This window comes from Pseudoalteromonas rubra, assembly GCF_001482385.1.
Classification (GTDB): domain Bacteria; phylum Pseudomonadota; class Gammaproteobacteria; order Enterobacterales; family Alteromonadaceae; genus Pseudoalteromonas; species Pseudoalteromonas ardens.
In genome coordinates, this window is the sequence record NZ_CP013611.1 from 4,265,490 (window position 1) to 4,279,008 (window position 13,519).

Sequence of the window (13,519 nt, forward strand, 5' to 3'; positions counted from 1 at the left end):
TTTAGTATGGCTAATTAGTTGTAAGTAGAAAAATGCAGTGTCACTGTGACATCACTGCTCGTTTGTAGCGTGAGAAAATCCATCCCATGCATACCATCTGCTTGCCATAACCCATTGTTGAGACTAAGAGGTTTTTGCCAGGAGATCAATGCAAGTTGATCCAGCATCAGGGTTGCTTCGCCTTCTTCCGGCGGTGCGTGTTTGAATGCCAGTTTGACTGCGCGAGCAGGTAACAACTCTGGCCCCAAAGTTTGGCTGTCATCTGGCAGGGTAATATCATGCCGAAAAGTCTGCCAATCATAGCTTCCTGAGTCAATCAGGCCGACTTCTTCGCTGGAAAATTCCAGATTGTCTTCAGCGGTAACTATGGTCAGCTCAGCACTGACTGCCCCAGCATTATCGCCTTTTGCATATCCAAACAAGCTCATGTCATGGTAGGCTTCGAGCGTTGATTCCGCTGGCGTTATGGGCATCGTTCGTAGCGTTTGTTTAAAAGGCATGCGCAGGGGGCGATTGTTAAACTGGGTACGTGACAGACACATGCCCTGTAAACCGCGCATCGCGCCTGTCAGGCAAGGCGTGATGTCATCGCTCTCGTGTTCCCAGCGCGTCACTTCATTGGTGTCGTTGTCGTTGTCCCAGTCTTCAAAGTCTCCAAACCACATTAAATCTCGGCCCAGTGTCAACTGAGGGGCACCTGTGCTGCTGATTTTGCTGACAAAGGCATGACTTGGCGCATATTCTCTTAAGTCAATAATGTGGTCGCCAGCAGGCAGCGTCACGGTGACAGTGTCAAGCTCTTGAGGGCTGGGGGCGTTCTGAAAATAGACTTCCCCAAAACCTGGGCCCGGGACAATCGCTATTTCAGAGCCTGAGAACTCAGCCAGTCGGCGGATCAGGTAATCACTTAAAAATCCACCGACCAGTTTAGGCTGGTAATCTTCTAGATAGACGGGATAGGCTCTGGCTGATTGTGTTTTTGGCGTCAGTGTAGGGTCAATACGAACGGAAACGGCGACGCCCAGCAGGGTTTCGTGGCGGTTTTGTTCGAAGACAAAATTTCCTAACCCAAGTAATGTGGGCACGCCATTATATAGGGCAAAGCCCTGTGCGACGTGCGGGTGGTGCGCGATCATGAGATCAGGGGCTCGACGGCTGACAAATTCAAATCGGTTATCAATGTAGCGAGTTGGGGCATAAGAATATTCATCCCCTCCGTGTAACTGGACGATGGCATAATCACTGGTGTCTCTCGCCTGTTCGACGGCGGCTCTGAGCGTGGTACTGTCGGTCAGGTCGGCAGCGCCTCCTTTATCGGCGGTGGCGATATAAGTGATGAGGTGGTCATCTCCCGTGATTGAGGTGGCTGAAACCAGACCTAATGTGGTGTTACCTACGTCCACGAGGCGGGGCGCGTAAGCTTCAGTGGCATTGTTGCCGGCACCACTGTGGCTGAATCCGGCTTCCTCTACGAATTGTATGGTATCTTCCAGCCCGCGCTGCTGATAATCAAATACGTGGTTGTTACCCAGCGCAACATAGTCGATGCCAATTTCCGTCAGTCCCTGCAGCGTTTCGGGCAAAGAGAAAAAGGCAAATTCTTTACTGGGATGCACAGTCGTTGGCGTTGCCAGTACCGGAGATTCTAGATTCACCGACGCAAAGTCGGCACTGGCCATGATAGGTTTCACGAATTGCGTTAAGGCGATGGCACTGCTTGCAGCATTGGAAGGCCTGATAATGGCGTCTTCTACGTCGGGTACCAGATTGCCCATGGTCGTTAAAGAGGGATCCATATAGCGACGACCAAACATAGTATCTCCACCAAACATCAATTCACTGCTGGTGGCACTGACCTGCTTTAATTGCACAGTTAACGGGGTTTCCTGGTAAGCCCGGCTGTCGACGGTGATGACGGCCCGCTCATAACCAGGCTTAGTCAGGGTCAATGTCACCATGCCAGTATCAAGCTCCGTCAAATTCAGTTGACCTTGCTCGTCAGTACGGTATTGGCTACCTGAGAGCTGTACAGTGACGTCTGCCAGCACTGCGTTGTTCGTCCCTTGCAGTGCCAGGCTTAAACCGCGTGGCTGCGCTTGTTGTTCCTGTTGCTTTTGTTGTTCTTGTTGTTGCGCTTGTGTTGGGCCTGTCTCGTACGGGTCTTCCACCGAACAAGCACTCAGCAGGTACATGACTGGAACAAATGGAAGTAATTTGTAAATATTCAAGGTGGCCCCTTAACCTGTACGGCTTAATAACTAGGTCTTTAGTATTATAAATTGATTGTTAACTTTACTGCAATCGTTAACTGTTAATATTACGACTTTCAAAGCCTGTATTTTACTGCCTACTTTATATGAGTAAGAGATTATTTTTATTATAGTTGTTCTAATCAAAATCTCTGTCCAAAATTGTTTACGTTTTGCTAGTCTGGGGTCTATTCTTAGAGTATGATCCCGGCAAAAGGTAGAAAACCGTTTTGAGGAACAAATGCGTTTAGAAATTCACTGTGCCGATCGGATCGGTATTGCGCAGGAAATTTTGAATATCCTGGTCAAGTACCGGGTAGACTTAAAAGGAATAGAAGTTGATTCCGTTAATTGCAGAATGTATGTGAGTTTCCCCCCCATTGAATTTGAACAGTTTCAGAAAATCATGCCTGAGATTCGGCTGATAGATGGGGTAGAGGATGTCAGAACAACCGCTTTTCTGCCTTCTGAGCGTGAGCATAATGAGCTTAACACCTTATTAAGTGCGCTTCCCGATGGGGTGATTTCCATTGATGCAAAGGGGTGGGTACGCCATTGCAACGATGCCGCTTGCCGTGATTTGAATCAACCTGAGCCTGATATTATTGGCGCAAATATTAATAACCTGCTGAAAGGGTTTAATTTTACTCGCTGGCTGGAAGGCAAAGACGTGCTTGGCCAGACAACGCGAGTAGAGGTCGGGGGGGAAGATTTTATTGCCGATATCTTGCCTATTTCTGTACCGCAAGGCCCCGAGGGCGATGTGCTCGCCGGCGCTGTCATTAATATTAAGTCACAAAGCCGGCTTGGCCAGCAGGTCAGTGCATTTCGTCGTTACGGTCAGGAGAGCTTTGCGGCTATCCATAGCCAAAGTACCGCTATGCGCCGTGTCGTACGTGAAGCCCGTAAAATGGCTCAACTCGAAGCGCCCATATTGATTACCGGCGAAACCGGTACAGGTAAAGAGTTGCTGGCTAGGGCCTGCCATTATGCTTCTAATCGTTCATTAAAACCTTTCATCGCGCTGTCGTGTGCTTCATTGCCTGATGACGTCGCAGAGTCCGAATTGTTCGGGTATGCCGGTTATGAAGACAACAGCGCGCCTAAACGTGGCGTTTTGGAGCAAGCTGACGGCGGAACCGTATTCCTCGACGAAGTCGGGGAAATGTCAACGCAGTTACAAACCAAATTACTGCGCTTCTTGCAAGATGGTACGTTCCGTAAAGTTGGTGATGAAAATGAGGTTAAGGTCAATGTGCGCATCATTGCGGCGACACAAAAAGACTTGCCGGCTATGGTTCAGGAAGGCAGCTTCCGTGAAGATCTGTATTATCGCATTAATGTACTGACACTTGAAATAGCCCCCTTGCGTGATCGCAAAGCGGATATCAAATCGCTAGCAGAGCACTTTATTCAGAAGTATGCACAGCAAAGTGGCCATGCGACACCAGCTCTGGAAGAGGAATGTTTGCAATTCCTGGAGCAATATCCCTGGCCGGGTAATGTCAGACAGCTCGAAAACGCCATTTATCGGGCTGTGTCTATGCTGGACGACAACGAATTGCGTATTGAGCATTTGCAGCTACCAACCTTTACCCATGACCTGGGCTATCTGGAGTCTGATTTTGAGGGGACGCTGGAGCAGGCGGTTAAACGGTTTGAAGCGACCTTATTAAGAAAGCTCTACCCAGCTTACCCCAGCTCGCGTCAGCTCGCTAAGCGCCTGGGTTTGAGCCACACCGCGGTAGCAAACAAGCTACGGGAGTACGGGATTAATCGTAAAACCGTCAAGGTTTAACAGCAGGGGATGTCAACATCCCCACTTTTTGTTAGTTCTCGCGTGTAGCCAGCACACCGCTTATTGCTTAGTTCCCATGTTTTTGGTTACGCCATCCAATTTAATATTATCAATACCTTGCTCAGTAAATTTAATGGTGACGCTGAGGTTATTACGAACCAGGAAGTAATCTATATCATTCAGGCGTAGCACATAGTCCCCTTTCACTGGGCTCTTAAACCGCTTTTTGACCAGCTCAAGTTTATGATCACCAAGCTGCCAGCTGAACCCTTCAATAAAACCTGAGTTAAACTCCTGGACCCAAACTTTAGAATCGTCTTTACTCAGCGTGATGGCAATGGAATACGACTCAGGCAGCTGGGCCATATCATAGCTGTGATCGCCAATGCGAAATTTCTGCGCACCGCTTTGCCAGCCGAAACCAAAGCTGAATTCTTTCTCTATACCAGTAGGGTAGGTGAGTTGCCCTGCGCCGGGAATATCAAAGTCGGCCCAGGCATAGCTGGCACTAAGAAAGGTCAACAAATACGCTAGCTTGGTTATATATTTCATTAAGTTACACTCTTATATGTCTTGCATAAAAGTTAATGCACAAATGCCTTTTTCGCAAGTTACAGGTGTGTGTGATGAGCTAATTCCTGCTTGTTCTGATACCCCGCTATGCTAGACTCGGGTTTTATGTCAACTGGTTGGACCAACAACATGAATTTGTATTTTCGCCTACTGTGGTTGTTCTGGCGGATCCGTCAGAATAAAACGACACAACCTTTGCTCGATGTGATTGATATTAACTTCAGAGCCTTGCCAAGTGATTGTGATATTAACCTGCACCTGACGAACTCCCGTTATCTGGCCATGATGGATTTGGCTCGAACCTGGATGACTGAACGCGTGGGATTGTTTGCAGCCATTATGAAACGTCGCTGGTTCCCGATTGTCAATGCAACAGCCATTACTTATATTCGTGATATCAAGCCATTACAAGAGTTTACGGTATCAACCAAACTAGTTGGTTGGGATCACAAGTACTTTTATATAGAACAAAGGTTTCACTCTGAGCGGGGATTGCACGCCATAGCCTATGTCAGGGGGGTGTTTAAAAGTCGTCAGGGCGTGATCAGTGTGGAAGAAATGCTGGAAGTTGCTGGATTTGAGGGTGAAACACCTGTTTTGCCAGAAGAAATAGTGCACTGGAAAGCCATGCTGGAGCAAAAGAAAGCGCGTAACACTAAGGTGGCATAAAGGGCCAGTGTGGTGGCCCCTGGGGATTGAGAAAGTAACTCGGTAGTGTGCCCACACTGTGGGCACCTTAAACTGTTAGAACTTGTACTTTACACCAAACATCGCAACAATTGGGTCAAGCTCTACGTCTGAAGTAAGTGTTTGCTTACCATCAGCGTAAACTGTTGCATCGGTATTGATGTCCATCTTAGAAACCATGCCGTGCAGGCCCCACTTTTCATTCAGGTTGTAGTTGAAACCAACTTGCAGGGCAACGCCAAATGAGCTGTCCAAGTCTACTTTAACATCGTCTGTGCCTAATACACCTTTGAGTGCTGCACTGGCTTCTTCGTCGAAGAATACGGTGTAGTTCAGACCAGCACCGATAAATGGACGGAACTTATCATTGGCACCAAAGAAGTGGTACTGCGCCAATAATGTTGGTGGTAAGTGCTTCACTGAAGCAATTTCTACGCCGCCTAATTGTGTGTTTGGGTTGCCAGGAATGTAACCTTCACCTTCAACGGTATGAGAAAAAGGGGTTGCTGCAATCAGTTCGAACACAATATTGTCATTGTACTTATAGTCAAATGTGATACCCAGCTGGGTATCTGAATCTGCAACCAAGCCAGCTGTTTTGATTTCGTTGAGCGCTGAGCCTGTGTCACTTGGATTAACGTTAATCGCACCTACATTCACACTGAACTGAGCCTGAGCCAGTGGTGCAGTTAACATAAGTGTAGATAGGATAGCTGCAGTAAGTTTTTTCATTTTCATCTCCTGAACCTGTGCAAGGTAAATCTCTTTGTTGCAGCTATCATAGGGGGATGCGGTTTTTCAAAAGCTGTTCTAGATCAATATTCAAATTGCGAATTTTCAGAAAAAATTGAAAATTTGATTTAGATTAAGTTTTGCCAGCTAAAACGGGGGGCTGTGTACAATAAATCGATCATTGAATTAGCATGTAGTGCTTTTTCTGAATACTTCACGGTACTGAGATGAAGGACAAACATATTTTAAAGGCTGAACCAACTGAGCTCGCATGCCGTGTTTTTTATTAGCCGTTTGCACAGAGAAGCAGCTAAGGTGTTAAAGGGCAAAAATATGATAAGCCCAACGAGGGTTTTTCATAATGAGGTCTGCTGTAATGGTTTTAAAAGTCACTTCTATAGTGTGGTCATGCATCATTATGAAATGAACGCAGGCAGAGCGAGCCTTATTTAGTTGTCCTGGATTAATTCCGTGTCGCATCCTCCCAGGTGTTTTAACAATTCATCAAGGTGGCCTTTGGTGGCGTCATTGAGCATGTCACGATTGAAACGTAAGGCCAGTTGACACATTTTTGTATCGACAAACCCTTCCACTGCAACAATGCGTACAGGCATGGCGTATAGTGGCGCGATAAGCAAGTTAACACCATCGAGGTCGAAGATATCCAGTTCCAGTTCGTAGCTACTAAACAGGTGCATTTCACGACTATAAGGCGACTGTAACAACATGCCGGATTGACTGATGTTTTTCACATGACCTGACAAGGTTCTGCTGCCAGTGTGGATCCGAACGCTGTGTTCTGGCAGCCCGGATAATCGGATGGCACCGCGTCGACTGATGGTATTCCAGGATTTATGAACGGTTTCTTCGAGTTTATCAGCGGTGAAAGGCTTCATCATATATTGTGATACCCCGTTTTGGATAGCACAGACAACATGCTCTCTGTCACTCAGTGAACTCATCATAATGAAGGGGGTCTTACAGTGCTTTTTTGACTTTCTGACCAGCTTAAGCAGTTCTTCACCATCCAGATTGGGCATTTGCCAGTCAGCAATGATGATGTCGATATGTCGGGCATCGAGCAGTTCAAGTGCTTCTTTGCCATCTTCTGCGGTATAAACATTTTCGGCACCGAGCCGGTTGACTATGGTGGAGCGTACTAAATTCCTAACCAGCTGGCAGTCGTCGACGACCAAAAACCTGACATCCTGCATTACTAGTTCCTTATCTTGCAGCAATCTTAGCGAAAGGGAAGTCCGCTTAACTTAGGTTCACATAGTTAGGTCTAGCACACACAGGGCAATTGACAACTCGTTATCGAAATTGACCCATTTATGGCGAAGTCTTTGGGCTTTATTGAGCGCATCGCAATGCGTTTTGTCACAAAATTGCCTTGCAGACGACATGAACTGGTCACGCTCAGGCGATGTAATCGAAGTTAAATGAGTCACCATAGGGTATGAAGCTGCTTGTCAGTGAATGATTGAACATGTGTTCAAGGTGCTCAAGATCAAAATACAGGAAATGTATGTTATGTCTTCCCACGCAATAAAGCCTTCAGCGAAGCACACTCCCAATACTGTCGAAACCTTGCGACGCCTGATCAATGCGCCATCAGTGACACCAGATGATGCGGGTACAATTGACTACCTTGCTGAACGTTTGAGCGATCAGGACTTTGAATGTGAGCACCTAGATTGTAATGGGGTGCGTAACTTAATTGCCTGGCGTGAATTTGGTCCAGGTCCTGTGATGGCCTTTGCGGGGCATGTTGATGTCGTTCCGGCAAACCCTCAGGGCTGGGTGGCGCACCCATTTGCAGCCGCTGTGATAGAGGACGTGATATACGGACGCGGAGCAGCTGACATGAAAGGGGGAGTTGCAGCCATGTTGAGTGCAACGGAGCGTCTGTGTCAGCAGGCTCAGCAGTGTCGGGGCACACTATTTTGGTTGATCACCTCAGATGAAGAGGGAGAAGCAGAGTATGGCTCAAAAGTTATGGCTGAATATCTGGCACACAAAGGCGTTGTACTGAACGCTTGCCTGGTTGGAGAGCCAACCTCACATCAGCAAGTGGGCGATACCATTAAGAATGGTCGTCGTGGTGCTATCTCAGGGCGGGTGCAGATCCGCGGTAAGGCCGGACACGTTGCCTATCCTGAACAGGCCATCAATGCGGCACATATCGCCGGCGAATTGGTCAATGAGCTGGCAAATATTAGCTGGTGGAAAGATGTACGGGGCTCAAAAACCAGTTTGCAGGTGACCGGCCTGACGGTGCCTGATATCGTTGATAACCTGGTGCCGGCTAGTTGTGAGATCACATTTAATGTGCGTTATAGTCATGCCTATAAGAGCCAGGAAATTTATCAGGTGGTAGCGCAAGCGCTTGCTCCCTGGCATGACAATGTCAGTGTACAGTGGGAGCGCCCTTGCGAGTCCTACTACACAGGTAGTCGTGAGTCAGCTTGTTTTCTCAATCTGGTTGAGCAGGCTATTTTGCATGTAAGCGGTCAGTTTCCGGCACTGAGTACCGCGGGTGGCACCTCTGATGGGCGCTTTTTTGCTTCGGCTGAGACGCAGGTCATTGAGTGTGGTGTAAAGAATGACTCTATTCATCAGGTCAATGAACACGTGTCGGTAGCAGATCTCCACGCCATCGAAGAGATCTACACGGCCATTTTGCACGACTATTTTATCGCCTAAAAAGACAATTATTCCAATGCTATTGCGCCAGCTCGTGGCGCAATTGTGCTTGCATCGCTCTTAATCCTTGTATTTTATCGCGTGCTTCTTGCAACTGCTCTGCTGGCAATTGGTGTCTAATCCCTTTTTTGAGTAATGACTCCAGTCGTGCGACCTTTTTATCGACAGCGGCAATATAGTCTTGCTTCATTTGTGTAATCTGGGCTGATTGATGCACCAGGTAGGCCTGATGATCGGATAAATCGCCGTGGTAAGCAGGTGCAGCGACGCTGGGGGATATAGGTGGAATATAGATCTCCTCATCGTTTACCTCGGGCAACCTGGAAACAGACGTCAAGTCAGGCGCGTCAGCAGTATTGGTGGGAGCAGGCATATTGATGGCTGACAGTGTCACATCTGGGGCCGCTTTGACAGGGGCTAAAGGTGCTGTCTGTGTAGGGGCGTGGTTTGCCTGCCCGGCGCTGAGCTGCAAATGGGGCTGTGAGTACAAGACCCAAAGCGCGTAGCCCAGTCCCCCCAGGAGCAGGACAAGCGCGATAGCCTGTGTCTGACGCATTAAAGTTTAACTCCATGTTGTTGTTGCCACTGTTTAAACTTGCTTTGGTAAACGGCAATGGCATGTTGTGCGGTGAGTGACTCCAGTGCCTGATAGCGAACGGTTTCGCTATCTTGTGGGTAATAGGCATACTGAGGTTGTTCAGTATAAACAACCGCCCAGCGCCCTGCAGGTGTACGTACCGGCGTGGTCACCTTGCCAGGCTGGCTGCTAAACGCCAATTGGGTAAGCCAGCGGTGCGTATGTTCACGGGTAATGGTGGTCAAAACAGCGGTGTTATCGGCGGTAAATTCATTGTGACGTTTGGCCGCTTTTAACGCCGCTAACGGATTTTTGCGTTGCGCCTGGTTATAGAAGTGCTTTGCCTCATCCTGACTATCAAAGCGTACAGCCAGCGCGGAAAGTTGATGTCGGTATTTGAAGTCATCGCGGTGGCGTTTGTAATAGCGCTGAATATCAGCAGCAGAAATATCGGCTCGGATCTGCTCAAGATAGGCGCTACGCTCACCATGTAGTTGTGCTTTTATTCCCATAAACGCCAGCATGGGCGGTCGCAAAAGCTCTCCTTTTGCCAGTGTTTCCAGGCGCGTAAGCGTTAATCCGTTTGTTGCCAGTAAAGGCGCTGCGGCAGCAGTTAAATCTGCATAATAAGCGCGCTCGTTTAGCAAGCGAGCGAGTAACTCAGTATCACCCTGGTGAAGACGAAAGCGATTCTGCATAGATTGGCTGGAGATTAGCTGGCTTAACGTGACTCTGGGCATCTCAAGTAAGGTGATATTCGCCCAGTGTGTAAGTTGCTGTGTTTGATACTGACCGTCAGCCGGATAGGTGCCGAGTAATTCAGATAATGTTGCTCTATCAATTGGTGCTGTTATTTGCTTTTTGGGTATTGATTTCAACGCAGGGAATTGCTGTGTGAGCAAGGTAACCATCAGGCGACGGATATGATAGTCGTTATCAAACCCAACGCTGGATTGTCGCACCAGTAATTCGGGATTAAGCTGGCGTGCGATTGCCAGAAGGAACTGGTTTTCGAGCAAGTGCCTATTAAGCTCAGCGTTTGAAAGCGGACGATCTTGCTGTTGATACAATGACTGCATCAGCGCCAGTTCTGGTTTAGTGAGTTGAGTCAGTGATGCCCAACATGGCAGGCTTAAACAGCCTGCCAGGAGTAATACAAGGTAATACATTAACGCGCTACCATCGCATGATTAAGCATATGTACGACCATGGCAATTGCATGGGGAATAACCTGACGTGCAGTTGTTACTCGATCATAGTGATCTTCTGAGTTCAACACGATCCCGCCTTGCGAATAAGAGTAAGCACCGCCTTGTGTCAGTAGAGGTCGAATATCTTGATTGGCCGCATCAGGTGCAGAAAAGCTGGCCATGGCTTGTTTTACTAAGCTCAAATTATTGAGGTTTTCCTGATCATAATAGTCTTTCACCCAGGATTCCCAACCAGCATGGTTAAGGTCTGAGGTGGTCCAGGTATGGTGGGGCTGCAACAGATCTGTGGTATGAAATACAAAACCCAGGATCTGTGGGTTCCCGTTTTGCAGGTAGCTTTGGTACCAGTACTGGCCAAGGTTATCGATAGGCTGGAACGGCATTTCTTCAAAGTCATCATACATGTTATAGGTTGAGTGGCTGCCTATACGATAGTTCTTTTCAGTGATGCCATAGCTGTCATATTCGCTGTCGTCAGCACTGAACCAGCCTGTTTCACCGCCTTTTCCATCATCCAGGTAGTCGCCTTTTAACCAAGTAGCTGCCATATTGTCGATAGTGCCCCAGACTGTAAGCTTGTCATAATTATATCCACCAAAATCGTTACCATGGACATCTGCACCTTGAGTGTGATTTTGGAAGTGCCAGTAGCTGGTGTATTTGACAATACTTTTAGCCGCGCCCCACAGAGGTGCCTGTACACAGTCGCCGGTAATGGCGCCACAGAAGAAGGTATCTTCAAAGTCATCAACATCATAGGCGGCTTGCCCCATTACTTCGGCAAGCTGAGTCACGCTCATACCGTGTGACTGAGCGTAAGCCTGAAGTTTAGCGAATTGTGTCGTTGAGGGGTTTTGCGCCATGTAGCTGACGGCATCGATAACGATGCGCTTATGTGTTTCCTGACTGAATGCCTGTACGCCATTGGCGGTTAGTGTCAGGGCAGAGAGTAATAATAGCTTTTTCATTGTAGTGTTATTCCATAGTTAGAATGTAAGCTCTATCCGAGCACTGGGAATTAAAGAAGCTTTTTGTTACGTTTGAATTAATTTATAGTTAAATAAAATCTTGTTGTCGCTGTCTTGTTGTCCAGGTAGAGCTCAGGTATGATGGGGACTGAATTTAGGCACATAAAAAAGCCACAATAACGATGAAAATTATAAAGTTACTTTCTGCTGTGCTGTTTTGCTTGTCACATCAGGCTTTTGCCGATGACCACTCAGGTGATCCGGATGAAGATTTTCTTGAAGACAATGGACTAGAGTGGCAACTGAGTATCGGTGCTTTCTATGCAGATATGGTACTCCCTAAGTTGGTTGGCGCAGATAACTCTCCGGCACCACCTACCTTGCGAGCTGACATCAAACTACAATACAAAAACTTTTATCTGGTTACTTACTCTGGAGACTTTTTTGGTGGCTCTGACATTGGGTACCAATTCATTCAGGAAGAAGAGTGGGGACTCGATATCATTTATGGCAGCTATCAGCTGGCTTTCACAGAAACGGGGTACTTTGACACCAAAGATCCGGTCGTTAAAGAGTTGAAAGGGATCAGGGACAGGGATCCTGATCAATCACTTGGTGTCGCCTATTATCGCTCTGTGGGTGAGTATCTGGCAGTGGCCGAACTGGTTTATGATGTATTTGGCGATACTAATGGCTGGGTATTCCATCTTGAAGCGACGCGTAACTTTGAGCTGCGTAACTGGGATTTATGGCTCAACTTTGGTGCTAATTATTACTCCAGTAATTTCAATAACTACTTCTATGGCGTCACTGAGGCTGAGCGAAACGATTATCTGACACCGTATGAACCGGGTAGTGGAGCGTCAGCCTTCGTTCAGGCTCAGCTAAGTTATCCGATCGCTGAGGACTGGGAATTTAGTGCAGGTATGTCATTTTTGGTCGGCTCCAGTGAAGCTAAAGATAGCCCATTGCTGGAATCGAATCACGCCAGAGTACTGTTTACTGGAGTGAAATATGTATTTTAGACTCGCTTCAGCTATGACTATCGGCGTGCTGTGTATGGCTTCAACCGCGCAAGCCGCGACACCAGACGATAGGAAAGGGATATTACAAGCCGCACCCAACAAGTGTGTTGCGCTACATAAAGGAAGAACTTGCTACACTGATGTGACATTTTCAATCTCTGCACCGCAAGTGGGTGACTATTGCATTAGAGACAGTAACTCAAAGAAAATTTTGCAGTGCTGGGCTAATGTGAGTCATTTTGAGTACTTACTGGCGTTTGGTTCTACGGAAAGTGTCAGTTACGAGTTAATATCTAAAACCAAGCGTGACGTGTTGGCTGTAACCACCATAAACGTTAACTGGGTCCACAAAGTACGCAATAAAAAACGTCGCTGGCAGCGTTTGTTTTAACCCCCGCAACGCAGCAGGCTAGCCGAAGCTAGCCTGCAGGTATCTGTTTTATTGGCACTGTTCGACTAAATTTCTCAGATGTGTGCCGATGTCTTCACTTTTGCTCTGACCCTGCTCAAGTAGCGTTTGTACTTGTTGTTGCAGTTCACTCAGCTCATAATTTGCCAGCAGCGTTTTCAGATAAGACATGGTGTCCGCACCTGCTTGTAGTAAACTCGGCAAACTTTCCATAGAAAGCTCCTGATCGGCCAAGCCAGTGATGGTATCCATTAAATCTGCCAGATTGGCACTGTCCTGCAGTGCGCCTTCAACTTCAATCATGGCGCCCATAGGGTCGCCATTCAGTTGCTTAGCTACACAACTGGCCAGAGTCCCCGCTTCGGCTGACTGACTCATCGCTTCCAGGCCATGTGCACGAATATCTTCAATGACCAGCTCCAGCTCCTGATTATTTGCCAGGTATTGTTGTTCAATCTTAGTTTTAGAGTCACCAAGAAAATCACAGCCTGACAGTGCGACTAAACTGATACCGAAAATTAAAAAACGCTTCATATAAGTATCCAAAATCAATCCAATTGATCTCAGTTTACTGTCTTACCAGG

At 47.4% G+C, this 13,519-nt stretch carries 13 protein-coding genes; 5 read left to right on the forward strand and 8 right to left on the reverse strand.

Translation table 11 applies throughout. From position 1 onward, the window contains the following. Window positions 1–14: 14 nt before the first annotated feature. Window positions 15–2,228: a CapA family protein gene (locus AT705_RS18265; protein WP_082669034.1), complete on the reverse strand. Its 2,214-nt coding sequence runs from the start codon at window positions 2,226–2,228 to the stop codon at window positions 15–17. A gap of 262 nt (window positions 2,229–2,490) precedes the next feature. Here AT705_RS18265 and tyrR point away from each other — a divergent pair, with 262 nt between their 5' ends. Next, window positions 2,491–4,047, forward strand: a complete 1,557-nt coding sequence (tyrR, locus tag AT705_RS18270) for a transcriptional regulator TyrR (protein ID WP_058797687.1) — start codon at window positions 2,491–2,493, stop codon at window positions 4,045–4,047. A gap of 60 nt (window positions 4,048–4,107) precedes the next feature. On the opposite strand, the gene AT705_RS18275 is transcribed toward tyrR, so the two are convergent. After that, window positions 4,108–4,599, reverse strand: coding sequence for a hypothetical protein (locus AT705_RS18275; RefSeq protein ID WP_058797688.1), 492 nt, complete (start codon window positions 4,597–4,599; stop codon window positions 4,108–4,110). A 150-nt stretch (window positions 4,600–4,749) separates the two neighbouring features. On the opposite strand from AT705_RS18275, the gene AT705_RS18280 reads away from it, so the two are divergent. Next, entirely contained in the window at window positions 4,750–5,289 is a 540-nt protein-coding gene (locus tag AT705_RS18280) for a thioesterase family protein (RefSeq protein WP_058798048.1), read from the forward strand. A gap of 75 nt (window positions 5,290–5,364) precedes the next feature. On the opposite strand, the gene AT705_RS18285 is transcribed toward AT705_RS18280, so the two are convergent. Both AT705_RS18285 and AT705_RS18290 read right to left on the reverse strand, forming a co-directional pair. After that, a complete protein-coding gene (locus AT705_RS18285; protein ID WP_058797689.1) occupies window positions 5,365–6,039 on the reverse strand; it encodes an OmpW/AlkL family protein in 675 nt (224 codons plus the stop codon). A 449-nt stretch (window positions 6,040–6,488) separates the two neighbouring features. After that, on the reverse strand, window positions 6,489–7,253 hold the full coding sequence (locus AT705_RS18290; RefSeq protein WP_058797690.1) for a response regulator: 765 nt from the start codon (window positions 7,251–7,253) through the stop codon (window positions 6,489–6,491). A gap of 319 nt (window positions 7,254–7,572) precedes the next feature. Here AT705_RS18290 and dapE point away from each other — a divergent pair, with 319 nt between their 5' ends. Then, window positions 7,573–8,745, forward strand: a complete 1,173-nt coding sequence (gene dapE, locus AT705_RS18295) for a succinyl-diaminopimelate desuccinylase (RefSeq protein ID WP_058798049.1) — start codon at window positions 7,573–7,575, stop codon at window positions 8,743–8,745. A 19-nt stretch (window positions 8,746–8,764) separates the two neighbouring features. Here dapE and AT705_RS18300 read toward each other — a convergent pair whose 3' ends face one another. The 3 genes from AT705_RS18300 to AT705_RS18310 are packed head-to-tail and all read right to left on the reverse strand — an operon-like array spanning window position 8,765 to window position 11,501. Next, complete coding sequence (locus AT705_RS18300) at window positions 8,765–9,301, reverse strand: hypothetical protein (RefSeq protein ID WP_058797691.1); 537 nt, start codon at window positions 9,299–9,301, stop codon at window positions 8,765–8,767. After that, window positions 9,301–10,491 (reverse strand): peptidyl-prolyl cis-trans isomerase, encoded by a 1,191-nt coding sequence (locus AT705_RS18305; RefSeq protein WP_058797692.1) that lies wholly within the window; start codon window positions 10,489–10,491, stop codon window positions 9,301–9,303. The genes AT705_RS18300 and AT705_RS18305 overlap by 1 nt, the downstream gene beginning before the upstream one ends. Further along, window positions 10,491–11,501, reverse strand: coding sequence for a phospholipase (locus AT705_RS18310; protein WP_049866108.1), 1,011 nt, complete (start codon window positions 11,499–11,501; stop codon window positions 10,491–10,493). The genes AT705_RS18305 and AT705_RS18310 overlap by 1 nt, the downstream gene beginning before the upstream one ends. Before the next feature lie 182 nt (window positions 11,502–11,683). On the opposite strand from AT705_RS18310, the gene AT705_RS18315 reads away from it, so the two are divergent. Continuing rightward, on the forward strand, window positions 11,684–12,526 hold the full coding sequence (locus tag AT705_RS18315) for a MipA/OmpV family protein (protein ID WP_058797693.1): 843 nt from the start codon (window positions 11,684–11,686) through the stop codon (window positions 12,524–12,526). Next, window positions 12,516–12,917, forward strand: coding sequence for a DUF3019 domain-containing protein (locus AT705_RS18320; RefSeq protein WP_058797694.1), 402 nt, complete (start codon window positions 12,516–12,518; stop codon window positions 12,915–12,917). Before AT705_RS18315 ends, AT705_RS18320 begins: the two co-directional genes overlap by 11 nt. A gap of 48 nt (window positions 12,918–12,965) precedes the next feature. Here AT705_RS18320 and AT705_RS18325 read toward each other — a convergent pair whose 3' ends face one another. Beyond that, window positions 12,966–13,469, reverse strand: a complete 504-nt coding sequence (locus tag AT705_RS18325) for a hypothetical protein (RefSeq protein ID WP_058797695.1) — start codon at window positions 13,467–13,469, stop codon at window positions 12,966–12,968. Window positions 13,470–13,519: the final 50 nt, after the last annotated feature.

Excerpts from the sequence above, each read along its gene's own strand:
- AT705_RS18315 (WP_058797693.1), top strand. The coding sequence starts at position 11,684 with ATGAAAATTATAAAGTTACTTTCTGCTGTGCTGTTTTGCTTGTCACAT.
- AT705_RS18275 (WP_058797688.1), bottom strand. The coding sequence starts at position 4,599 with ATGAAATATATAACCAAGCTAGCGTATTTGTTGACCTTTCTTAGTGCC.
- dapE (WP_058798049.1), top strand. The coding sequence starts at position 7,573 with ATGTCTTCCCACGCAATAAAGCCTTCAGCGAAGCACACTCCCAATACT.
- AT705_RS18325 (WP_058797695.1), bottom strand. The coding sequence starts at position 13,469 with ATGAAGCGTTTTTTAATTTTCGGTATCAGTTTAGTCGCACTGTCAGGC.
- AT705_RS18310 (WP_049866108.1), bottom strand. The coding sequence starts at position 11,501 with ATGAAAAAGCTATTATTACTCTCTGCCCTGACACTAACCGCCAATGGC.
- AT705_RS18300 (WP_058797691.1), bottom strand. The coding sequence starts at position 9,301 with ATGCGTCAGACACAGGCTATCGCGCTTGTCCTGCTCCTGGGGGGACTG.
- AT705_RS18305 (WP_058797692.1), bottom strand. The coding sequence starts at position 10,491 with ATGTATTACCTTGTATTACTCCTGGCAGGCTGTTTAAGCCTGCCATGT.
- AT705_RS18290 (WP_058797690.1), bottom strand. The coding sequence starts at position 7,253 with ATGCAGGATGTCAGGTTTTTGGTCGTCGACGACTGCCAGCTGGTTAGG.
- AT705_RS18280 (WP_058798048.1), top strand. The coding sequence starts at position 4,750 with ATGAATTTGTATTTTCGCCTACTGTGGTTGTTCTGGCGGATCCGTCAG.
- AT705_RS18285 (WP_058797689.1), bottom strand. The coding sequence starts at position 6,039 with ATGAAAAAACTTACTGCAGCTATCCTATCTACACTTATGTTAACTGCA.
- tyrR (WP_058797687.1), top strand. The coding sequence starts at position 2,491 with ATGCGTTTAGAAATTCACTGTGCCGATCGGATCGGTATTGCGCAGGAA.
- AT705_RS18320 (WP_058797694.1), top strand. The coding sequence starts at position 12,516 with ATGTATTTTAGACTCGCTTCAGCTATGACTATCGGCGTGCTGTGTATG.